Genomic DNA, 20,405 nt, shown 5'->3' with positions numbered 1-20,405 from the left:
CTATGATTTTACTGGCTCTGAGCAACTCGCTCTCAGAGCGCAAGAAAAGGAACTCACCGACATGACAGGCTATTTTCGCGCAACTTTAGCTGCTTCAGCCCTGCTGGCATTATCAGGTTGTGCCCAACAAGACCCACAAGTGACAGAGCTGCGATCTGAAGTCGGCCAGTTAAACCAAAAATTACAGCGTCTGACCGATTTAGCCAGCGCGCTGGAGCAGCAAACCCTGCTCAACCGCCAGTCAACCGATGGCCTGTATATCCTGCCTGCGGCAAAAAGCGCGGCGGTGGTGAAGAGTGATATTGGTGAGTTAAGCGTAATCCTGACCAATGTTTCTCCAGATGCCAGCGGCGTTCAAGGCCAGCTGCGGATTAAAAGCGTGTCGGGACAGCCACTGCCGCCGTTCACCGCCTCGCTGGACTGGGGACAGCTTGACCCAGTCACTGGCAAGCCTTTGACCGTGGATATGCAAACGCAAAATATCGCCAGCGTCCCGACCCTGCTGCCGAGCGCGGAGCAGGTTATCGACGTGACCTTCCAGAATATTCGCGTCGAAACCCTCGGCTTTGTTCGCCTGCATAATATTCTTGGCCCGGTACAAGCAGTTCAAGAGCCCGCCGCCGCCAAATAACGGCCTTCAGAAAGCATAAAAAAAACCTCGCAATTGCGAGGCTTTTTCATGGCTGATGCTGAACAGATTAAGGCAGGATCGAAGGCTGATCTGCGCCCTCTTTCTCAACTTTCTGCTGCAACATGTGTTCGCGTTTCATGCCAAGTTTCAGCGCTAACGCGGATGCCACGTAGATAGATGAAACCGTACCGATTGATACACCGATCAACATGGTCAGTGAGAAGCCTTCCAGCAACGCGCCGCCAAAGATGTAGAGCATCAGAACAACCATCAGCGTGGTCGCTGAGGTCATGATGGTACGGCTCAGGGTCTGGGTCAGGGACACGTTCATGATTTCGTAAGAGGTACCGCGACGGATCTTGCGGAAGTTCTCACGAATACGGTCCGAAACCACGATGGAGTCATTCAGAGAGTAACCAATAACCGACATCAGGGAAGCGATGATGGTCAGGTCAACCTCGATTCTGAACAGTGACAACACGCCCATGGTGATGATGACGTCGTGCGCCAACGCGATAACCGCACCCAACGCCAGTCGCCACTCGAAGCGGAAACCAACGTAAATCAGGATACAGATAAGCGCAATCAACAGCGCCATCGCACCGGCCTGAGCCAGATCGCTACCTACGCTTGGACCCACGAACTCAATACGTTTTACTGACGCATTTTTGTCGATGTCGGCGTTGATAAGTCCGATGACTTTGTTACCCAGTTCCTGACCCGCAGTGCCTGACGTTGGCGGCAGACGGACAATAATGTCGCGGCTGCTACCAAAGTTTTGGACCACAGGGTCGGTGAACCCGGCTTTCTCCATTGATGCACGCATGTCATCAAGGTTAGCGGGTTGATCGAGGCTGATCTCAATTACCGTACCGCCGGTAAAGTCCAGACCCCAATTAAACCCGCGAACACCGATGATCGCGATGGAAACGATCAACAACAGACCAGAAATGGCGAAGGCCAAGTTGTCCCAGCGCATAAAGTCGATGACTTTACGGCCGTAGTTCAGTTGTTCAACAGTATATTGTTGCTGTGCCACAACGCACTCCTCAGATAGACAGCTTTTTGATGCGTTTGCCGCCGTAAAGCAGGTTGACGATGGCACGGGTTCCGACGATTGATGTAAACATCGAGGTTGCAACACCGATAGCCGTGGTGATAGCAAAGCCTTTTATCGAACCGGTACCCACCGCATAAAGAATAATCGCCGTGATCAGGGTAGTAATGTTGGCATCAACGATACTGGAGAACGCGCCTTTATAGCCTTCGTGGATCGCCTGCTGAACGGAACGCCCGTTCTTCAGCTCTTCCTTGATACGTTCGTTAATCAGTACGTTGGCATCAACTGCAACCGCAAGGGTCAGTACGATACCGGCAATACCCGGCATGGTCAGCGTTGCCCCTGGCAGCAGGGACATGATCCCAACAATCAGAACCAAGTTAGCCACCAGCGCGGTTGTCGCAATCACACCAAACTTACGATACCAAACCACCATAAACAGAATTGACGCCACCAGACCCCACAAGCAGGCTTCCAGACCCTGGGTGATGTTCTGCATCCCCAAAGTTGGACCGATGGTACGTTCTTCGACAATCTGAATCGGCGCAATCAACGCACCCGCGCGCAGCAGCAGGGAGAGCTGGCGAGCTTCATTCGGATCGTTAACGCCGGTAATGCGGAAGCTGTTACCCAGACGTGACTGGATAGTCGCGACGTTGATAACTTCTTCTTGCTTAGCCAGAATCGAACGGCCGTTCGCATCTTTCTTACCGCTGTCTTTGTACTCCACAAACAGGGTCGCCATCGGTTTACCGATATTGTCCTTGGTGAAGTTAGACATGGCGTTGCCGCCAGCGCTGTCGAGGGAGATGTTAACCTGCGGCTGGTTGTATTCGTCCATGTTGGAGGTGGAGTCAGTGATGTGGTCACCGGTCAGGATCACGCGCTTGTACAAGACAACCGGGCGCCCATCACGGGTATTTTTCACTTCACTGTCGCCCGGCACGCGGCCAGAAGCAGCGGCAGTCGCATCAACGTTGGTGTTAACCAGACGGAATTCCAGCGTTGCCGTCGCACCCAAAATTTCTTTGGCGCGGGCAGTGTCCTGAATCCCCGGCAGCTCAACCACGATACGGTCTGAACCTTGACGCTGTACCAGCGGCTCAGCCACACCCAGTTGGTTTACACGGTTACGCAAAATGTTGATGTTTTGCTGAACGGCGTATTCGCGGGCTTCGCTCAGGCGATCATCGGTCATCACGACGCGCGCGGCATTGTCGCCACTGGCGGTGATGACTAAATCACGGTGACGCGGGGAAAGATAGCTAACGGCGCTGTCGCGAGTTGCGGCATCACGGAAACGCACTTCGACACCATAGTTGTCGAGTTTACGGACCGTGGCGTAAGGAATATTTTTCTCGCGCAGGTCACTGCGCATGCTGTCCATGGTCTGCTCTTGCAGCTTGCTCAGCGCGGTATCCATGTCAACTTCCATCAGGAAGTGAACACCACCACGCAGGTCAAGACCGAGCTTCATTGGCTCAGCGCCCATCATGCTTAACCAGCGCGGCGTTGCTGGCGCGAGGTTCAGAGCAATAACAAATTTGTCGCCCAGGGCGCTGGTGAGGGCTTCGCGAGCGCGCAGCTGTACATCAGTGTCTTTAAAGCGGGCAAGGATTTGACCATTTTCCAGTGCAATAGATTTGCTTGGAATTTTGTCTTGATCTAATACGTTTTTGACTTGGTCCAGCGTTGCAACACTGGCGTCGGAGCCCCGAGCGCCAGTAATTTGAACAGCCGGATCCTCACCATAAAGGTTGGGAAGTGCGTATAGCAGACCGACGATGATCACAACGATCAGCATCAGATACTTCCACAAAGGATAACGGTTTAACACGGCAGTTCCCTTCGGGAAAATCGAAAATTAAAGAGCCTTCATCGTACCTTTCGGCAGAACGGCAGCCACGAAGTCACGCTTGATCATCACTTCAGTAGTGTCGTTCAGCGCGATAACAATGAAGCCAGTTTCAGCTACTTTGCTTACGCGACCGATCAAACCACCGGTGGTCATCACTTCGTCACCTTTACCGATGGAGTCCATCAGTTTTTTGTGTTCTTTAGAGCGTTTCTGTTGCGGGCGCAGGATCATGAAATAGAAAATCAGACCAAAAACGACCAGCATGATGACCAGAGAGTAAGGACTTCCCTGTGACGGTGCGCCGGTAGCTGCGACTGCATCGGAAATGAAAAGACTCATTTAAATTCCCTCATTGTTGTTATGAAACATAACGATATAACGTCTGTTTCTGTTTAAGCGACTCATTTAAAAGCGCCGCCAAAAAGCGACGCCGGTAAATCATTAAATAGAACTCGTCGTTAACACTTCAGGCTCAGAAATTAAGAGGTGGAACCTCTTTCCCTTTACGCTCGTAGAAGTCTTTTACAAACAGCTCTAATTTACCCTCTTCGATAGCCTGGCGTAAACCCGCCATCAGACGCTGGTAATAGCGCAGATTGTGGATGGTGTTCAGGCGCGCACCCAGTATTTCGTTGCAACGGTCGAGATGATGCAAGTAGGCACGGCTGTAATTGCGACAGGTGTAACAATCGCAATGCTCATCGAGGGTCGAGGTATCATCTTTATGCTTGGCATTACGGATTTTCACGATGCCGTCAGTGACGAACAGATGACCGTTACGCGCATTACGCGTAGGCATTACGCAGTCAAACATATCGACGCCACGACGCACGCCTTCGACCAAATCTTCTGGTTTACCGACGCCCATCAGATAACGCGGTTTATCTTCCGGGATCTGCGGACAAACATGCTCAAGAATACGGTGCATGTCCTCTTTCGGCTCACCTACCGCCAAGCCGCCCACAGCGTAACCATCAAAGCCAATATCTACCAGCCCTTTTAATGATACATCTCGTAAATCTTCGTAAACGCTACCTTGAATAATACCGAACAAAGCATTCTTATTATTCAATTCGTTGTGACGATCGCGGCTGCGTTTCGCCCAGCGCAGAGACATTTCCATTGAACGCTTGGCATAGTCCCAATCCGCCGGGTATGGCGTACATTCGTCAAAGATCATTACGATGTCAGAACCGAGATCGTTTTGGATCTCCATCGATTTTTCAGGGCTGAGGAACACCGGATCGCCGTTAATCGGGTTACGGAAGTGCACGCCCTCTTCTTTGATCTTACGCATCGCGCCCAGGCTGAACACTTGGAAACCGCCTGAGTCAGTCAGGATTGGGCCGTGCCAGTTCATAAAGTCATGCAGGTCGCCGTGCAACTTCATGATCTCCTGACCAGGGCGCAGCCAGAGGTGGAAAGTGTTGCCGAGCAGGATCTGCGCGCCTGTCTCTTTCACCTCTTCCGGGGTCATGCCTTTTACCGTGCCGTAAGTACCCACTGGCATAAATGCCGGGGTTTCAACCACGCCACGTTCGAAAACCAGACGTCCGCGACGTGCGCGACCATCAGTAGTGCTTAATTCGTACTTCACAGTGCCTCCAGCATCAGAGAAACAGTCTGATGACCTACAAAAGCCGTACAGTCTAAACTAACAGTCAAAGCCGCACCACAAGCCCGTCGCTAAAGTTTCGCTTTGCTAATTTTTGTCATCTTATGCATCTGTGTGTCATTTTTGTGGCACATTTTCGTCACAGTAAGCAGAGCATTCGCGCAAGGCGGCATTCGTCATCTTGCGTTAATTTTTTGCCCTTTATATGCCCCATCACATCACCGGCGCATCATCGAACTCTCCACTCCTAGCATCGTTCAGTATCCATATAATCACCCAGATGTTCGCACGAGATATGAAAAGCGAATAAAAGACGAACTGTGATTTTTCTTGAGAATTTTGTCCCTTGAAGGTAAAAGAGGCCCACGAATAAGAATAATGAAGAGAGATATTTGCATGAATTCTGCTAAATCAAGCGCACCGAACGAAGCTTACCCAAGGCGCATATTGTTCTTCTTTGGCGGGCGGAAGTTTATGATGCGGTCATGGTTTATTACAATAGGCGCTGACGGTGTCCTTGCCATGATCATGGTGAATATAGCCATATTCACCTGTTCAGGAACAATGGGTCTCATTATAGCATTATTGATGATATCATCCGCTTTAACGAGAGAGGGTTACCACAGGTTTAACATCAGGCCAAGTGGCGAAGAACTTGTTGCCATATCATCAATTTCCAGTGAACACAAGAAAGAAGTAAAGGATACATCTAAGACGATATGGCTTGGGATTATTATGTGCATTGTATCTACCGTGATAAGTGACATCCAGAGCATTCCATTATTTGTTGAATTGATGCATGAAAAGTTCTCTACAGTGTTCATGTAAATTGTATTATGCCACCAATAACGGCACTTGTTGGCTTTTAAAAATCACATGCCGGGTTGGACTTGAGTTTGACTGTATGTTAAATTTTATATAACTCCTGATACATAGAAAACACCATGGATTACATACTTTCATATATCGCACTATCAACATTGGCAATCTTTGTTTTTAGTTTGATAGTTATATTTTCAAAATTTTACGAAAATCCATTCAATCCAGCATCATATTACCTTGCATTTGATAGCGGCCTGAGGGTGATTCTTAGCTGTGCAATGATATTCATTAGTGGAGCTACCGCCTATAAGGATAGCGACATAACTCACGCAATTATGTTGCATTTTTTGTATGTTTTTTGCTTTATCACTCCATTTTTTGTTAGATCGGAGGTCGCTTACGCATTCTTTAAAGGATTTGTGTTTGCGTTCAATTTAAATGACTCAAACAAGTTGATGAGAAAAAGCATGCTTTCATCAATAATGATAATTGCATTCATGGTAATTAACTTTCTTCTCTTAGCTAAAATTGGTGGGGGAGGCTTAAAATGGATAACATCATCGCGTGATGCATATATTGAAAATAAATTTGGTGCGGGTAATTTCTATCTTTTTTGGGTTTGGAGTATATCATTATTCCTGATCTACATACTTTACACAAGAAAACCGAAAACAACCCGAGAGTTATTAAAGTTATCTCCATATATATTTTTCTGTTTGATTGTTAGTTATTTTACTGGTTCAAAGCAAAACATACTGATAATTTTATTACTTCTAATCTTCTACCATTCACACTTTATTAATAAAGTTAAATTATTTAGATTTGCTATCTTTGGTGTTTCTTTACTTGCCACATTTTTATCTATACAGCTAATTCAGGGGACTACGAATAATATATTTGGTGCACTTGCCTACTTTGATTACTTTCAGAAAACAATAGATTTTGTTGCTAGATATTCAGAGGTTGGTCCTAAATTAGGTGAGTCATTTTTAAGTAGCTTTTGGGGGTACGTCCCTAGATTCATAGCCCCAGACAAACCTGTAATTTATGGTCAATTAATGATTCAAGATGCATTGTATCCAGGAGCAGCAGAGCAAGGTTACTACCCAGCATTCAGTTCATGGTCGTTTTTGTATCTTGATTTTGAATGGGTTGGAGTGATGATCTCAGGGTTCTTCGTTGGCTTTATGTCCTGGTCAGCCTATGAATTCTTTAGAAGAAATCCCAACAGCGTTTTTGCATTTTCTATGGCCGCCCAAGCAACCATAACGCTCTATATGATTCCTCTTCATGGTGAGCTTTATCTGGCTGCGTGGTTTTTAATGCAAAGGTTTATACTTGCCCCTTCAATTAGAAAAGTACGCAAGACCGTTGATTCTGAGGCTTAATAATTAGGGATACCCATGCTTCCATGGATATCCCATTTTTTATTGCACGCCCAACCTTCTACGCGTGTTAAGCACGATGCCATCCATGGCTGGAGTTAATCCCCCGGTCATTACATACACCTTAATACCACCATCCACTCCGACAACTACCCGAAAGGTAGTGAATTCGTTGGCAACGGCGCAGTATGCGTCTGAGCGCGGGCGAAGATTTTCAGGAAGAAAGTAAAGCAAGGTGCTATCTGGTACTGGGCTTGTCGTTGGCTGCTTGAATGATCCGTAGAAGAAAACACGTCCATCATTATCTACAGAATAACCAACCGGGTTTGTTGACATTGTCCAGCCGTTAACTAATCCACCAGCAGGCAACATCCCGCCGTAACTGTCATCTCTGTTTGTCACATAAAGACCGAGTATTAAACCTGCAAATGCTCTTGCAATGAGATAACGAGCAATCGGTGTCGGATGGATATTGTCATATGCAATTGAATCACCGAAAGGTATACCCAGCGCTGTGTTATTCCAGTTACACGGCACCGGGCCAAGGTCGACAAACTTAACACATTTTTCCGCACACAGCCTGAGAACGGCGGAACGATACGGAGCGCCAACACTGTAGTTTGTTGTATCTTGATCGCTAGGTGGGTTGGTCTGTCCCTTGCCGTAGTACATCGTCGGCATACCAATAATTGGAACGTTGGCGTTTTCAAGCCTTCAACTCCGTTCCCGGCACTGGTTTATCAGCCTTGAGGTGATATTTCATTGCCGTCAGATCGAATTTTTGGAAGTAACAAATTCAAAGAACTCAATCGGCACCCTGCTTTCATCGAAAATCTCTACCGTTTTGCTTGTCGCGCGAAAGGTTACTGAGTGCGGTCCTGCGCGGATGGATTTCTTGCCCGCTGTATCCATCGAGGTAGCGATGTAGGCCTTAATATTGGCAACCTTACTCTCTGCAACCTTGGCGCGCTCAGAGAGGTTCTTGACCTCATCCTTGAGGGCCTCGGCATATGCGGATTCGTTTTTTATGATTGCCAGCAACTGAGTAACCTTGTCCTCGAACTCGCCCTGAATCCCTTCAAGAGTGTCGGCGATAAACTCAGGGTCTAAGTCCTGAGCAGTAAGGCTGGCGTACTCATTGGCTATTGCGTAAAGCTGCGTCATGCTGCCTCCTCAAACTTCGCCTTTTTCTCTGCGTAAATTTGCTGAACATCCTTTTGCAGCTTCATCCCTGTAGTGGCCTTGTAGGCCTCGGCGAAAATGGCTTTTAGCGTAGGGAAATCCTCAGCAACTTCCATCTGATCGCAAAGGTCGCTTACCTTCTGGAATAGCTCTTCCTTGCGCTGCGCCTCTTGGTCTTGAATAACCTCCTCAGACGTGTGTGCCATCACTGGCTCAATGAAGATTCCTTCCTCATCGTTTAGCACCTGAATTGCAGCATCCAGACGACTGGCTCGTGGCCAGTACTTGCTCGCCCGCTTAACTACGGTCTTGCGGGCCATCTCTGCCCAGTGAGTCTTCCATGGCCCGTTTTTAGACTTACTGATTTCCTGAATGGCGCGGATATCTGCCACGCTCATCTCATCCGTAAGGTAGTCACCACCAGAGGTTTTAACTGTGCAGTAAGCTCCTACCACATCGCCGCGGTCGCCAAACGCGTTGTATTTGTGCGTAGGTGCTGTATCCAATCCATTGGATTCGTAGGTGTCATTGGCGTGAACAAGCTTTGCTTGACCCCACTGAATGCATCCAGTGGCCTGAGCGATATGAAGCAGGCCCATGTAAGAAACATCGAGGCACACGGTGCCATCTCGCGGAACCAGATACCGGCTCTTGCAGTGAGTCTTGCGAAGCGTTCTCAGGCCAACTTGGATTTGATTTTACGTTGGAGGCGGCATGACTGAAGAATATCGATGCGCAGGCTGTGGCATCCCACTAAGCCCAGATGAGTGCTACGCATGCAGTGACTGTAGCGATTGGTGGGCTATGAACGGGCTGGATATTGAGAAGGAGAAGGGTGATGAAACTACCCAGAAGCCGAAAGTATAAGGTGTGCGGCGAAAGGTTCAAGCCAAACACTCTGTACGAATGGTGGTACAGCGATAAACACAAAGCTGATTCCGCCATACTTGAGCAAGTTGGCACGTTCAGAACGGCCCCCTCTAATGATGCCGAAGGAGTCGGGTGGATGGGAAAAACTGGAAATGGTCAATAAATATGCTCACTTGAGCGATGAGCATTTGAGGAGATTTAGCGGGATTGTCACATTTTTGGCACACGATGGGTTGCCAGAAAAAACTCATCAACAACATCTATAGTAAGCTAATGATATATATAGATTATCAGCATGGTAATGCGGGCTTTATTTTATCTGCACATCAGAGAAACAGTCTGATGAGGTTACTCCGCGGTGTTATCCGCAGAAAAAGAAAGCCCGAATGCATCGAATGCGTCCGGGCCAATGGTTACTGGCCGACCGCTTCTTGCGGAGCCAGAGGATTACGGTTGATGAACATCGCATCACCGTAACTAAAGAACCGGTACTGCTCCGCCACCGCCTGGTGGTAAGCATTCATGGTATTTTTATATCCGGCAAACGCGGAAACCAGCATGATCAGCGTCGATTCTGGCAGGTGGAAATTGGTCACCAGCGCGTCAATCACCTGATAGTTATAGCCCGGATAGATAAAGATTTTGGTATCGCCGAAGAATGGCGCAATCAGCGCGTTTTCTGCCGCCTTGGCGGCGCTCTCCAGTGAGCGTACTGAGGTGGTTCCCACCGCAATCACGCGCTTGCCGCGCGCTTTACAGGCCAATACCGCGTCGACCACTTCTTGTGGCACTTCAGCGTATTCGGCGTGCATTACGTGGTCTTCAATAGTGTCCACACGCACTGGCTGGAAGGTGCCCGCGCCAACGTGCAGCGTCACAAAAGCAAACTCCACGCCCTTCTCTTTCAAGGCGTCCATCAGCGGCTGGTCGAAGTGCAAACCGGCAGTCGGTGCCGCAACGGCGCCAAGGCGCTCGCTGTAAACCGTCTGATACAGCTCGCGGTCGGCGTCTTCGTCCGGGCGGTCGATATAAGGAGGCAACGGCATGTGGCCGATCTCTTCCAGCAGAGTGAAGACATCGCGATCTTCATTAAATTCCAGCTCGAACAGCGTATCGTGGCGCGCCACCATGGTGGCTTTGATGTTTTCGTTATCGCCTAATAGCAGTTCTGCGCCCGGTTTAGGCGACTTTGAAGCACGGACGTGAGCCAAAATGCGTTTGGAATCAAGCACCCGCTCTACCAGCACTTCAATCTTGCCGCCGCTGACCTTGCGGCCAAAGACGCGGGCGGGGATCACGCGGGTATTGTTGAAGACCAGCAGGTCACCGGCGTCGAGCTTGTCGAGCAGGTCGGTGAAAATGCCGTGCGTCAGTTCGCCGCTTGGCCCGTCCAGCGACAACAAACGGCAGCCGCTGCGCTGGGTCTGCGGATAGCGGGCAATCAGGGACTCGGGGAGTTCAAAAGAAAAATCGGCAACGCGCATGGCTTTTCACTTCAGTTAACGGACAAAAACAGGCGGCTTAGTCTAGTGGTACGGGCCTTTTGCTGCAAGCTTCTACCTCAAGAAAGGCATATCCTGACATGTCATTGATCATGTTTCTTGCATTATACTGTGCGGATGAATTTTTTAGCTCATCTCCATCTGGCCTCACTCGCCAACAGTTCGCTACTCGGAAACCTGCTGGCCGACTTCGTCCGTGGCAATCCTGACTCGCTATTTTCCGCTGATATCGTCAGCGGTATTCGCATGCATCGGCGGGTCGACGTCATGACCGACACCCTGCCGGAAGTGAAAATCGCCCGCAGCTATTTCCGCGATGATTTCCGCCGCGTCGCGCCTATCACGCTGGATATGGTGTGGGACCACTTTCTGTGTCGCCACTGGGCCACGCTCTCGCCGGACATTGAACTGGAAGCCTTTATCGAAGCTTGCCGCCAAGAGATTGAGCCGCAGCTGGACGGAATGCCGGAGCGTTTTATCAATCTGAATCGCTATTTGTGGTCAGATCGCTGGATGCAAAGCTATGCCGCGCTGCCCAATATCGGCAATGCCTTGTCGAATATGGCCGCCCGCCGCCCGAAACTCAGCGCGCTGGCTGGCTCATATCACGACCTCGAATTGAATTATGACGCGCTGGAACAACTTTTTTGGCAGTTTTATCCGCAGATGATGCTGCAAGCCAGACAGCAGGAAATTTGACTTAAGGTGAAATTAATCGTGAATCGCGACACAATTCCCTGCAAATCAGCCGCTTATTCATAATAAGATTTGCGACTTACTCCACAGACTGATAGTCGAATACTATCTGATTGATTGGTCTGATGGGGTTTATTCGCTTCCCCCCAGCCTCTATACTGGCTGTCGATTTATACACCCCTAATTCTTTTACCTCACCAATAGGAGTACTTATGGTCCTGGTAACTCGTCCGGCCCCAGATTTCACAGCAGCAGCTGTACTTGGTAGCGGTGAAGTTGTTGATAACTTCAACTTCAAAAAACACACTGCGGGCAAACCAACTGTTCTGTTCTTCTGGCCAATGGACTTCACTTTCGTATGTCCTTCTGAGCTGATCGCTTTCGATCACCGTTACGAAGAATTCCAGAAGCGTGGCGTTGAAGTTGTTGGTGTTTCTTTCGACTCTGAATTCGTTCACAACGCATGGCGTAAAACCCCTGTTGAGAAAGGCGGCATCGGCGAAGTTAAATACGCGATGGTTGCTGACATCAAACGTGAAATTCAGAAAGCCTACGGTATCGAACACCCAGACGCTGGCGTTGCGCTGCGTGGTTCTTTCCTGATCGACAAAGAAGGCGTGGTTCGCCACCAGGTTGTTAACGACCTGCCACTGGGCCGTAACATCGATGAAATGCTGCGTATGGTTGACGCGCTGCAATTCCACGAAGAGCACGGCGAAGTGTGCCCAGCTCAGTGGGAAAAAGGCAAACAAGGTATGGGCGCTTCTCCAGACGGCGTAGCTAAATACCTTTCAGAAAACGCATCAAACCTGTAATTTTTATTAAGCCTCAGGGCTTTAAAAAAAATAACAGAGCAATAACGGTCAGCCTAGCTGGCCGTTTTTTTTGGGGATTTTTTTCCCGCATTTTTCCCGCATAGTCATCACCGTCTTCACATTTATTTCATAAAACTCTGCCCGATCAGTCCTATTCCATCTAACCTAAATACGTCTCATTTTTGCCTGCCACGTGGCGCGATAGATTGGCCTGCGCCTTGCATGGTTTCCTCCGGCAAGAATGAACGTTGTATAGAAAAAAAGCGTTATCACACAAGAACCTGAAGGTTCTGCACAGACAGGGTATCAAACAGGAGTTTATATGTTACTTAAATGGAAAAAGCCGTTAACCATAATGGCATTGCTGGTCAGCGGCTCGCTTCACGCGGCGTCCAACCCCGCGGTAGAAGCCAAAAACGGCATGGTGGTCACTTCGCAATATCTGGCATCTCAGGTGGGTGTCGATATTCTCAAGATGGGCGGGAACGCCGTTGATGCCGCCGTGGCCGTTGGCTACGCTCAGGCCGTGGTTAACCCATGCTGTGGCAATATCGGCGGTGGGGGCTTCATGACGGTGCACCTTGCCGACGGCAAAGACACCTTTATCAATTTCCGCGAAACCGCCCCAGCCGCCGCCAGTGCCAACATGTATCTGGACGCCGATGGCAAAGTGAAAAAAGACGCCAGCCTGTATGGGTATCTCGCCTCGGGCGTTCCGGGCACCGTGCTCGGCATGGACACCGCCCAGCGCGAATACGGCAAGCTGACCCGCGAGCAGGTGATGGCTCCGGCGATTAAACTGGCCCGTGAAGGCTTTGTCCTCACCCGCGCCGACACGGATATCCTCGACACGACGGTAAAACGCTTCAAAGAAGACCCAGAGGCCGCGCGCATTTTCCTGCGCAAAGACGGCACTGCCCTACAACCGGGCGACAAACTGGTGCAAACCGACTTAGCCAACACCCTGGAATCCATTTCAAAACAGGGCCCGGATGCTTTTTACAAAGGTAAAATCCCGGCTGCGGTGGAAGCCGCGTCAAACAAGGGTGGAGGCATCCTGACCGCCGCCGACTTCGCCAACTACAAAGTCACCGAGACGGCGCCAATCACCTGTAGCTATCGCGGCTACAAGTTTGTCTCAGCACCGCCACCAAGCTCTGGCGGCGTGACCATGTGCGAAATCCTCAACATCCTCGAAGGCTATGACCTGAAGAGCATGGGCTTTAACTCAGCGGCGTCCATTCACTATATGACTGAGGCCATGCGCCACGCCTACATGGACCGCAACACCTATCTCGGCGACCCGGAGTTCATCAAGAACCCGATTGATCGTCTGGTCAGCAAAAGCTACGCCGAAGAGATTCGTAAGAAGATTCAGGCAGATAAGGCCACGCCTTCCGAACAAGTTCAGCCGGGAATGGAGCCGCACGAAAAGCCAGAAACCACTCATTACTCGATTGTCGACAGCATGGGTAACGCGGTTTCCACCACTTACACCGTCAACGGCCGCTTTGGTTCCGTGGTTATCGCGCCAGGAACCGGCTTCTTCCTGAATGACGAAATGGACGACTTCACGGTCAAAGTGGGTGAGAAAAACCTCTACGGTTTGGTGCAGGGCACGCGTAACTCCATCGCCCCCGGTAAGCGCCCACTATCCTCCATGAGCCCGAGCTTAGTGACCAAAGACGGCAAGATCTTCATGGTTCTAGGTTCACCGGGTGGTTCGCGCATCATCACTATCACCCTGCAAACTGCCCTCAACGTGATTGATTTCGGCATGCCTCCGCAGGAAGCCGTTGACGCGCCTCGTATCCACCACCAGTGGCTACCGGATGAGGTGTATTACGAGCAGCGAGGCGTTTCAGCCGACAGCCTGAACATTCTGGCCAAGATGGGCTACAAGATGGTTGAGCAGACCCCATGGGGCGCGACCGAGCTGATTATGGTCGGCCTGCCGGGTGCGGTTGGCGTGACGCCGGCTAACTCGGGCAATGACTCGGCTGTGTCGGGCAAAGTGCGTGAAGGCTATCTGTATGGCGCGAATGATGTGCGTCGACCAGCTGGCGCCGCCATCGGCTATTAACCTTAACCTTCATCCTTCGCACCGTATCGGCGTTGGCTGCCTGCCCTCACCTCAGTCACTTACTGATGTAAGCTCCTGAGGATTCGGGCAGTTGCCGCCTTGATACAGCGCGAATGATTTTGGTTAAACATAAATATGAAAAAGCCCCGAGCTTATGTGAGCGCGGGGCTTTTCTTTTAACGGATGTAAGTGCTTGCTTAGCTTTGCGCCGCCAGCTTCTTGCGGTCGTTGCGGCGTTTAAACGCGTAACCGATAAGCAGCACGGCGACCCATACCAGCCCGGCGTAGAGAGAGACGCGCGTGGTTGGGAAGTAGCCGATTAAGCCAATGATAAAGAATAGGAAGATAATCGCGATAACCGAGGTAAACACCCCGCCGCGCAGTGGGAATTCCAGCTCGCTCACCTGCTGTTTGCTCAGTTTGCGGCGGAAGGCGATTTGCGAGAACAAAATCATAATCCACACCCACACGGTAGCGAAGGTCGCCAGCGAGGCAATAACCAGGAAGACGTTTTCCGGCATGATGTAGTTGAGATACACCGCCACCAGCAGCGCCGCCATCATCACCAACACCGTGACCCAGGGAATGCCGCGACGCGACACCTTGCTGAACATTTTCGGCGCGTGGCCCTGACCCGCCATGCCGTGCAGCATGCGGCCCACGCCAAACACGTCGCTGTTAATCGCTGAAAGCGAGGCGGTGATCACCACGAAATTCAAAATACCGGCAGCAATGGTGATGCCCATGTGCTGGAAAGTCAGCACGAACGGGCTGCCCTGCGTCCCGACCTGATTCCACGGGAAGATAGACATAATCACAAACAGCGTGCCCACGTAGAACACCAGAATGCGCCACGGCACGGAGTTAATGGCTTTCGGAATCGACTTCTTCGGATCTTCAGCTTCTCCGGCGGTGATACCAATAATCTCAATCCCGCCGTAGGCAAACATCACCAGCTGGAGCGAGAGAATGGTGCCCATAATCCCCTGACTGAAGAAGCCGCCGTTGCTCCACAAATTGTGAATGCCGGTCGGCTGCCCGCCGTTGCCGATACCCCAAATAATGATGCCAAAGCCCGCCACAATCATGATGATGATGGTCAGCACTTTGAAGAAGGAGAACCAGAACTCCAGCTCGCCGAACACTCTGACGCTCATCAGATTAATGCCGCCGATGATAAGCACCACGCTCAGCACCCAAATCCAGTGCGGCACCTCGGGGAACCAGACGCCCATGTAGATGCCGAAGGCGGTGACGTCGGCGATGGCGACAATCAAAATCTCGAAGCAGTAAGTCCAGCCGGTGATGTAACCCGCCAATGGCCCGAGATAATCCTGCGCGTAGCGCGAAAACGAGCCGCTCTGCGGGTTGTTAACCGACATCTCACCCAGCGCGCGCATGATGATAAACGCCACGATCCCGCCGACCAGATAGGCCAGCAACACGCTTGGCCCGGCTAATTTAATCGCGTCCGCCGAGCCGTAAAACAGGCCGGTGCCGATGGCCGAGCCGAGCGCCATAAAGCGAATGTGTCGGGTAGTCAGGCCGCGTTTTAACTTAGTCGCTGGCGGCTCTTTCTCAACTGATTGCTGCATGTGAATTTATCCAATTCCTTTGTTCATCAAGGCTAATGAGGGACTCAAACCAATGAAAAAGCCACGGAAGGGTTTTCCGTGGCCTGATTGGCGAAACATTCTTCAAACGCAATTATATGACTGAAACGTGACGCCAGTGAACCACCAATGTCATTTACTGATGAGCCGTCACGCTGCGCGGTCCGCTAATCTTGTCGTAAATCCCAGCGAGAACCAGCATCACCAGCGAAGGTGGCAACCATGCCAGGCCCTGCGCCGCTAGCGGCAGATTCGCAGTCCAGGCTGGCATGATATCAGCCAGAGCCGAGGCTTTAACGCCATCCACCAGTCCGAACAGCAGGCTAACCACCATTACCGGTGCCACGATGCGCGTGGTGCTATTCCACCAGCGCAGGGTGAAGCTCAGCACCACCAGCACGATACAAGGCGGGTAAATCGCCGTCAGCACCGGGATAGAAATCTGAATCAAATGGCTCAGGCCCAGATTCGACACCAGCATAGAGAACAGGCCGAGAATAAACACCAGCGAGCGGTAAGAGAGCGGCAGATACTGGGCGAAGAACTCCGCGCAGGCGCAGGTCAGGCCCACCGCCGTCACCATACAGGCGATGAAAATCAGCGCGCCAAGGAAGAAGCTGCCCACGCCGCCGAAGGTGTGTTCGACATAAGCATGCAGAATAACCGCGCCGTTAGTGGCGTCAGGCACCAGCGAGGCGCTATTTTCGCCCAGTTTGAACAGGCTGAGGTAGACCAGCATCAGGCCGACACCGGCAATCAGGCCCGCCAAAATAGTGTAGCGAGTCAGCAGCTTGGCGTCGGACACGCCGCGAGAGCGCGCCGCGTTAACGATAACAATACCAAACACCATCGCGCCCAGCGTATCCATCGTCAGGTAACCATTGACGAAACCGCTGGAGAAAGGCACGTGCTGGTAGGCTTCGGCAGCAGGCATGCTCTGCCCCGCTGGCCACAGCACGGCGGCCAGGCCTAACACGCCCAGCGCGACCATTTTCAGCGGCGCGAGGAAGTGGCCCACGGTGTCCAGCAGGCGGCCCGGATAGAGGGAGATACCAATCACCAGCGCGAAGTAAACGACGCTATAAATGAACAGCGGCAGCGGGCCGTCGCCGGTTAGTGGTGCGATCCCGACTTCAAAAGAGACGGTGGCAGTACGCGGCGTAGCGAACAGCGGCCCGACGGCCAGATAGCAAACCGTGGCCAGCAAAATGCCCGCGGCGCGGCCAATCGGCGAGCTCAGCGCGTCAACACCACCACCCACACGAGCCAGTGCAATCACGGTCATGACCGGCAGGCCCACGGCGGTTATCATAAACCCTGCCGCCGCCCACCAGACTGCGGGACCGGCCTGTAAACCGACCATCGGCGGGAAGATGATATTCCCGGCACCGACGAATAAGGCGAAGGTCATAAAGCCCAACGCCAAAATATCTTTGCTTGATAAACGAGTACTCATGATTGGTGTCGTGTTGCCTGTTCAAATGAATAAAGTGACCGATGCTAACGCCTGTTCTTTCGTTATAACGTCAATGAGCGAGATAACCGCCTGACAATGCCATTTCGAGGAGAGAAAGAAGCCTAAAATGCCTGATGATATGCAGATGAAATGTTGTAATTCAGGAATAGTTCAGCGACAGCGGGCGCTAAGGTAAACGTTTATGTCGTGAAAAGGCAAGCCGAGATCCAAAAAGCAGAGCCTTAGACCAGACTTTTACCAAAAAGCAGTGCATATCACTAAGTCACTAGAGATATGCAAAACATGATATGTATGATTATTCATCAAATTAAGCACAAGATACAGACTATTGCCGCTAAAACTGCGCGAAATCACCAAGAACCGGTCGTTTCCCGCACGTTTATAAGGTGTTAATGAAAGGTTGAGCTACTGATTGGCAGGCTGGGGTAAGCCTCTGGCAGAAAAGAAAAAAGCTGCCCGATGAGCAGCTTTTATTTTTTAACATTTATGCCAGCAGAATATTACTTCGTATCTTTCACTTTGCCCGGCGTAGTGGAACTGGCTGGCACCACCAGACGCTGTGGCAGGGTAAACATAAATCGCGTGCCGACACCCACTTCGCTCATGATATCCAGCTTTGAGTTGTGGTGGCTGAGCGCGTGCTTAACGATTGCCAGCCCCAGCCCGCTGCCGCCCGTCTGTCTAGATCGCGCTTTGTCGACGCGGTAGAAGCGCTCCGTCAGGCGCGGCAGGTGCTGTGGCTCAATGCCCGGCCCGTTATCACTGACCTGAAACTGCGCCCCCAGCGGCGTTTGCTGCCAGCTGACTTCAATGCGCGTGCCAGTCGGCGTGTGGTTCACCGAGTTATACACCAGGTTAGACACCGCGCTGCGCAGTTGATCTTCATTGCCAAACACCTGCAACTTATCGTTTACGCGGAACACAATCTCGTGGCGACCATTGCTTAAAGTCTGCACCTCGCGCTCCAGCATGCCCATCATTAGCGGCATATCCACCTTCTCATTGAGATCAATGTTGGTGGCTGCTTCGATGCGAGACAGCGTCAGCAGCTGTTTCACCAGTCCGTCCATGCGTCGCGTCTGCTCCTGCATGGTGTCCAGCGCCTTGCTGCGGAATGGCTCTTCCAGCTTGGCGTCTTCCATCATCTCCAGATAGCCCTGCAACACGGTCAGCGGCGTGCGCAGCTCATGACTGACGTTGGCGAAGAAGTTGCGACGCGCCCCTTCCAACTGGCGCATTTGGGTGACGTCACGCGCCACCATCAGCAGCTGACCTTCGGAATAAGGCATCACGCGGAACTCAACGTAGTGCTCATTGTTGAGCTGCAAATTCAGCGCGCGGTTAAATTCTCGGTTCTGAATCCAACTGCGAAACTCGGGGTAACGCAGCAGGTTGAAGATATGCTGCCCGTTATCTTCCGGCCAGCGGAATCCCAACAAATCCTGAGCCAAGCCGTTACACCAGAAAATATTGCCTTCTTCGGTCGCCAGCACCACGGCATCGGGCAGAGACTCTGCCCCGCTGCGAAAACGTTTGATGAGTTGACCGAGTTCACGCCGCCGACGGCGGTTACGCATTTGCATCTGGTTCAACCCATAAAATAGCGGTTCCCAGCTCCAGCGACCATTTGGTGGGGTGATGCTGCGATCGAGCCACAGCCAGTGAGAGAGTTTAAGCTGGTTATAATAGTTCCAGCCCAGCGCCGCCAGCAGCGACGCAAAAAGCAGCCATCCGTAATGGCCGAAGAAAATACCGATGATCAATGCTGGCAGGCAGAACAGAAACAGTTCCCCCGCCAGACGCTTCCAGGACAGACGTTCTAACACACAGATTCTCCGCTGCGGCGAGCCGAAAGGCCCCTACATACTATACCCAAAATCATGGAGTTACCGAGCGCGGCCTTGCGCCCAGACAACCTGAAGTATCAAGGGTATAAATGACTCAGTAACGGGTAGAGAACCGGTAACCCGTTCCACGTACCGTTTGAATCATTCTGTCATGTCCGCTGGTTTCTAACGCTTTGCGCAAGCGACGAATATGAACGTCTACCGTGCGATCTTCAACATAAACGTTAGTGCCCCAGACGTTATTCAGCAACTGCTCACGGCTGTAAACCCGCTCAGAATGCGTCATAAAGAAGTGCAGCAATTTGAATTCTGTTGGCCCCATGTCCAGCGCCTGCTCGTTCGCCATCACGCGATGTGAAGAAGGGTCGAGGCTCAGCCCCTGCATGTCGATCACTTCTTCCACCGCCATCGGGGAAATTCGACGCATCACGGCTTTAATACGCGCCACCAGCTCTTTCGGAGAGAAAGGCTTGGTGATGTAGTCGTCCGCGCCCACTTCCAGGCCGCGCACTCGGTCTTCCTCTTCGCCACGGGCTGTCAGCATCATGACCGGGATTTCACGCGTTAGGGCTTCACGTTTAAGATGTTTGATAAACTGAATGCCGGAACCGCCCGGTAACATCCAGTCGAGCAAAATAAGCTCGGGGAATGGCTCAATCAACCGGGCAACTGCCGAGTCGAAATCTTCTGCTTCCACTGCCTGATAGCCGTTTTGTTCCAGCACAAAGCACACCATTTCACGGATCGGAGCTTCATCTTCAACCACTAAAATACGTCTAGCCATCGTAGGTCCTGCCAAAAGGTTAGCGATCATTGTTTGATTGCGGAGGGGATTATGCGTCAGTTTTGTGACATTTTTATGAAAATCGCTCAGCAGCCAAACTAAGTGTAGCTAAGCCTTCATTAATGCGTCATGTCGTTGAAATCCGCCTGATTTAGCGAGGACAGC

General features: G+C 51.3%; 18 protein-coding genes and 2 pseudogenes. 8 read left to right on the top strand and 12 right to left on the bottom strand.

Going from position 1 to position 20,405, the window contains the following annotated elements:
* Nucleotides 1-61 precede the first annotated feature (61 nt).
* Entirely contained in the window at nucleotides 62-631 is a 570-nt protein-coding gene (locus ACT3RR_RS14910) for a DUF3251 domain-containing protein (protein ID WP_353503087.1), read from the top strand.
* A gap of 67 nt (nucleotides 632-698) precedes the next feature.
* Here ACT3RR_RS14910 and secF read toward each other — a convergent pair whose 3' ends face one another.
* The 4 genes from secF to tgt all read right to left on the bottom strand — a co-directional run bounded on the left by secF (nucleotide 699) and on the right by tgt (nucleotide 5,146).
* Nucleotides 699-1,610 (bottom strand): protein translocase subunit SecF, encoded by a 912-nt coding sequence (gene secF, locus ACT3RR_RS14905; RefSeq protein ID WP_051899533.1) that lies wholly within the window; start codon nucleotides 1,608-1,610, stop codon nucleotides 699-701.
* Between the two features lie 70 nt (nucleotides 1,611-1,680).
* Complete coding sequence (secD, locus tag ACT3RR_RS14900; RefSeq protein ID WP_353503088.1) at nucleotides 1,681-3,528, bottom strand: protein translocase subunit SecD; 1,848 nt, start codon at nucleotides 3,526-3,528, stop codon at nucleotides 1,681-1,683.
* A 27-nt stretch (nucleotides 3,529-3,555) separates the two neighbouring features.
* Nucleotides 3,556-3,888 (bottom strand): preprotein translocase subunit YajC, encoded by a 333-nt coding sequence (gene yajC / locus ACT3RR_RS14895; RefSeq protein WP_034792440.1) that lies wholly within the window; start codon nucleotides 3,886-3,888, stop codon nucleotides 3,556-3,558.
* A gap of 133 nt (nucleotides 3,889-4,021) precedes the next feature.
* Entirely contained in the window at nucleotides 4,022-5,146 is a 1,125-nt protein-coding gene (gene tgt, locus ACT3RR_RS14890; RefSeq protein ID WP_496200586.1) for a tRNA guanosine(34) transglycosylase Tgt, read from the bottom strand.
* Nucleotides 5,147-5,560: 414 nt separating this feature from the next.
* Between tgt and ACT3RR_RS14885 the strand changes: the two genes are divergently transcribed.
* Both ACT3RR_RS14885 and ACT3RR_RS14880 read left to right on the top strand, forming a co-directional pair.
* The gene (locus tag ACT3RR_RS14885; RefSeq protein ID WP_496200585.1) at nucleotides 5,561-5,992 is read left to right on the top strand and encodes a hypothetical protein; all 432 of its coding nucleotides are present in this window, start codon (nucleotides 5,561-5,563) and stop codon (nucleotides 5,990-5,992) included.
* A 116-nt stretch (nucleotides 5,993-6,108) separates the two neighbouring features.
* Nucleotides 6,109-7,374 carry an oligosaccharide repeat unit polymerase gene (locus ACT3RR_RS14880; RefSeq protein WP_496200584.1) on the top strand — a complete coding sequence of 422 codons (1,266 nt, stop codon included), beginning with the start codon at nucleotides 6,109-6,111 and terminating at the stop codon, nucleotides 7,372-7,374.
* A gap of 39 nt (nucleotides 7,375-7,413) precedes the next feature.
* On the opposite strand, the gene ACT3RR_RS14875 is transcribed toward ACT3RR_RS14880, so the two are convergent.
* The 3 genes and pseudogenes from ACT3RR_RS14875 to ACT3RR_RS14865 form a co-directional block, all read right to left on the bottom strand.
* Nucleotides 7,414-8,043: a hypothetical protein gene (locus ACT3RR_RS14875; protein ID WP_496200583.1), complete on the bottom strand. Its 630-nt coding sequence runs from the start codon at nucleotides 8,041-8,043 to the stop codon at nucleotides 7,414-7,416.
* Nucleotides 8,044-8,139: 96 nt separating this feature from the next.
* On the bottom strand, nucleotides 8,140-8,535 hold the full coding sequence (locus ACT3RR_RS14870) for a siphovirus Gp157 family protein (RefSeq protein ID WP_496200582.1): 396 nt from the start codon (nucleotides 8,533-8,535) through the stop codon (nucleotides 8,140-8,142).
* Nucleotides 8,532-9,206: pseudogene (locus ACT3RR_RS14865) on the bottom strand (recombinase RecT); the annotation flags it as partial. The pseudogene ACT3RR_RS14865 and the gene ACT3RR_RS14870, both read right to left, overlap by 4 nt.
* Before the next feature lie 61 nt (nucleotides 9,207-9,267).
* Here ACT3RR_RS14865 and ACT3RR_RS14860 point away from each other — a divergent pair.
* Together ACT3RR_RS14860 and ACT3RR_RS14855 are read left to right on the top strand one after the other, a co-directional pair.
* On the top strand, nucleotides 9,268-9,420 hold the full coding sequence (locus ACT3RR_RS14860) for a protein NinF (protein WP_496200581.1): 153 nt from the start codon (nucleotides 9,268-9,270) through the stop codon (nucleotides 9,418-9,420).
* An 84-nt stretch (nucleotides 9,421-9,504) separates the two neighbouring features.
* Nucleotides 9,505-9,689: pseudogene (locus ACT3RR_RS14855) on the top strand (site-specific integrase); the annotation flags it as partial.
* A 147-nt stretch (nucleotides 9,690-9,836) separates the two neighbouring features.
* Here the strand turns inward: ACT3RR_RS14855 and queA are convergent.
* On the bottom strand, nucleotides 9,837-10,907 hold the full coding sequence (queA, locus tag ACT3RR_RS14850; protein WP_353503133.1) for a tRNA preQ1(34) S-adenosylmethionine ribosyltransferase-isomerase QueA: 1,071 nt from the start codon (nucleotides 10,905-10,907) through the stop codon (nucleotides 9,837-9,839).
* Nucleotides 10,908-11,042: 135 nt separating this feature from the next.
* Here queA and ACT3RR_RS14845 point away from each other — a divergent pair, with 135 nt between their 5' ends.
* The 3 genes from ACT3RR_RS14845 (at nucleotide 11,043) to ggt (ending at nucleotide 14,519) form a co-directional block, all read left to right on the top strand.
* Nucleotides 11,043-11,624 carry an ACP phosphodiesterase gene (locus tag ACT3RR_RS14845; RefSeq protein WP_485903542.1) on the top strand — a complete coding sequence of 194 codons (582 nt, stop codon included), beginning with the start codon at nucleotides 11,043-11,045 and terminating at the stop codon, nucleotides 11,622-11,624.
* Nucleotides 11,625-11,833: 209 nt separating this feature from the next.
* Nucleotides 11,834-12,436: a peroxiredoxin C gene (locus tag ACT3RR_RS14840; protein WP_353503135.1), complete on the top strand. Its 603-nt coding sequence runs from the start codon at nucleotides 11,834-11,836 to the stop codon at nucleotides 12,434-12,436.
* 322 nt (nucleotides 12,437-12,758) lie between these two features.
* The gene (ggt, locus tag ACT3RR_RS14835) at nucleotides 12,759-14,519 is read left to right on the top strand and encodes a gamma-glutamyltransferase (RefSeq protein ID WP_353503136.1); all 1,761 of its coding nucleotides are present in this window, start codon (nucleotides 12,759-12,761) and stop codon (nucleotides 14,517-14,519) included.
* A gap of 197 nt (nucleotides 14,520-14,716) precedes the next feature.
* Here ggt and proY read toward each other — a convergent pair whose 3' ends face one another.
* The 4 genes from proY to phoB all read right to left on the bottom strand — a co-directional run bounded on the left by proY (nucleotide 14,717) and on the right by phoB (nucleotide 20,240).
* Entirely contained in the window at nucleotides 14,717-16,114 is a 1,398-nt protein-coding gene (gene proY / locus ACT3RR_RS14830) for a proline-specific permease ProY (protein ID WP_353503137.1), read from the bottom strand.
* Between the two features lie 154 nt (nucleotides 16,115-16,268).
* Nucleotides 16,269-17,588 carry a branched-chain amino acid transport system II carrier protein gene (gene brnQ / locus ACT3RR_RS14825; protein WP_353503138.1) on the bottom strand — a complete coding sequence of 440 codons (1,320 nt, stop codon included), beginning with the start codon at nucleotides 17,586-17,588 and terminating at the stop codon, nucleotides 16,269-16,271.
* A gap of 521 nt (nucleotides 17,589-18,109) precedes the next feature.
* Complete coding sequence (gene phoR, locus ACT3RR_RS14820) at nucleotides 18,110-19,435, bottom strand: phosphate regulon sensor histidine kinase PhoR (protein WP_486031332.1); 1,326 nt, start codon at nucleotides 19,433-19,435, stop codon at nucleotides 18,110-18,112.
* 115 nt (nucleotides 19,436-19,550) lie between these two features.
* The gene (gene phoB / locus ACT3RR_RS14815; RefSeq protein ID WP_034792463.1) at nucleotides 19,551-20,240 is read right to left on the bottom strand and encodes a phosphate response regulator transcription factor PhoB; all 690 of its coding nucleotides are present in this window, start codon (nucleotides 20,238-20,240) and stop codon (nucleotides 19,551-19,553) included.
* Nucleotides 20,241-20,405: the final 165 nt, after the last annotated feature.

Origin of the sequence: Ewingella sp. AOP8-B2-18 (assembly GCF_052376015.1) — a bacterium.
GTDB lineage: Bacteria > Pseudomonadota > Gammaproteobacteria > Enterobacterales > Enterobacteriaceae > Ewingella > Ewingella allii.
Note: the sequence above shows the minus strand (reverse complement) of the source record. Positions and strands in the feature narration are given on the sequence as shown.

Coding starts and splice junctions, on each gene's coding strand:
- ACT3RR_RS14910 (WP_353503087.1), top strand. CDS start 62: ATGACAGGCTATTTTCGCGCAACTTTAGCTGCTTCAGCCCTGCTGGCA.
- secF (WP_051899533.1), bottom strand. CDS start 1,610: ATGCGCTGGGACAACTTGGCCTTCGCCATTTCTGGTCTGTTGTTGATC.
- yajC (WP_034792440.1), bottom strand. CDS start 3,888: ATGAGTCTTTTCATTTCCGATGCAGTCGCAGCTACCGGCGCACCGTCA.
- ACT3RR_RS14885 (WP_496200585.1), top strand. CDS start 5,561: ATGAATTCTGCTAAATCAAGCGCACCGAACGAAGCTTACCCAAGGCGC.
- ACT3RR_RS14880 (WP_496200584.1), top strand. CDS start 6,109: ATGGATTACATACTTTCATATATCGCACTATCAACATTGGCAATCTTT.
- ACT3RR_RS14875 (WP_496200583.1), bottom strand. CDS start 8,043: ATGTACTACGGCAAGGGACAGACCAACCCACCTAGCGATCAAGATACA.
- ACT3RR_RS14870 (WP_496200582.1), bottom strand. CDS start 8,535: ATGACGCAGCTTTACGCAATAGCCAATGAGTACGCCAGCCTTACTGCT.
- ACT3RR_RS14860 (WP_496200581.1), top strand. CDS start 9,268: ATGACTGAAGAATATCGATGCGCAGGCTGTGGCATCCCACTAAGCCCA.
- queA (WP_353503133.1), bottom strand. CDS start 10,907: ATGCGCGTTGCCGATTTTTCTTTTGAACTCCCCGAGTCCCTGATTGCC.
- ACT3RR_RS14845 (WP_485903542.1), top strand. CDS start 11,043: ATGAATTTTTTAGCTCATCTCCATCTGGCCTCACTCGCCAACAGTTCG.
- ACT3RR_RS14840 (WP_353503135.1), top strand. CDS start 11,834: ATGGTCCTGGTAACTCGTCCGGCCCCAGATTTCACAGCAGCAGCTGTA.
- ggt (WP_353503136.1), top strand. CDS start 12,759: ATGTTACTTAAATGGAAAAAGCCGTTAACCATAATGGCATTGCTGGTC.
- proY (WP_353503137.1), bottom strand. CDS start 16,114: ATGCAGCAATCAGTTGAGAAAGAGCCGCCAGCGACTAAGTTAAAACGC.
- brnQ (WP_353503138.1), bottom strand. CDS start 17,588: ATGAGTACTCGTTTATCAAGCAAAGATATTTTGGCGTTGGGCTTTATG.
- phoB (WP_034792463.1), bottom strand. CDS start 20,240: ATGGCTAGACGTATTTTAGTGGTTGAAGATGAAGCTCCGATCCGTGAA.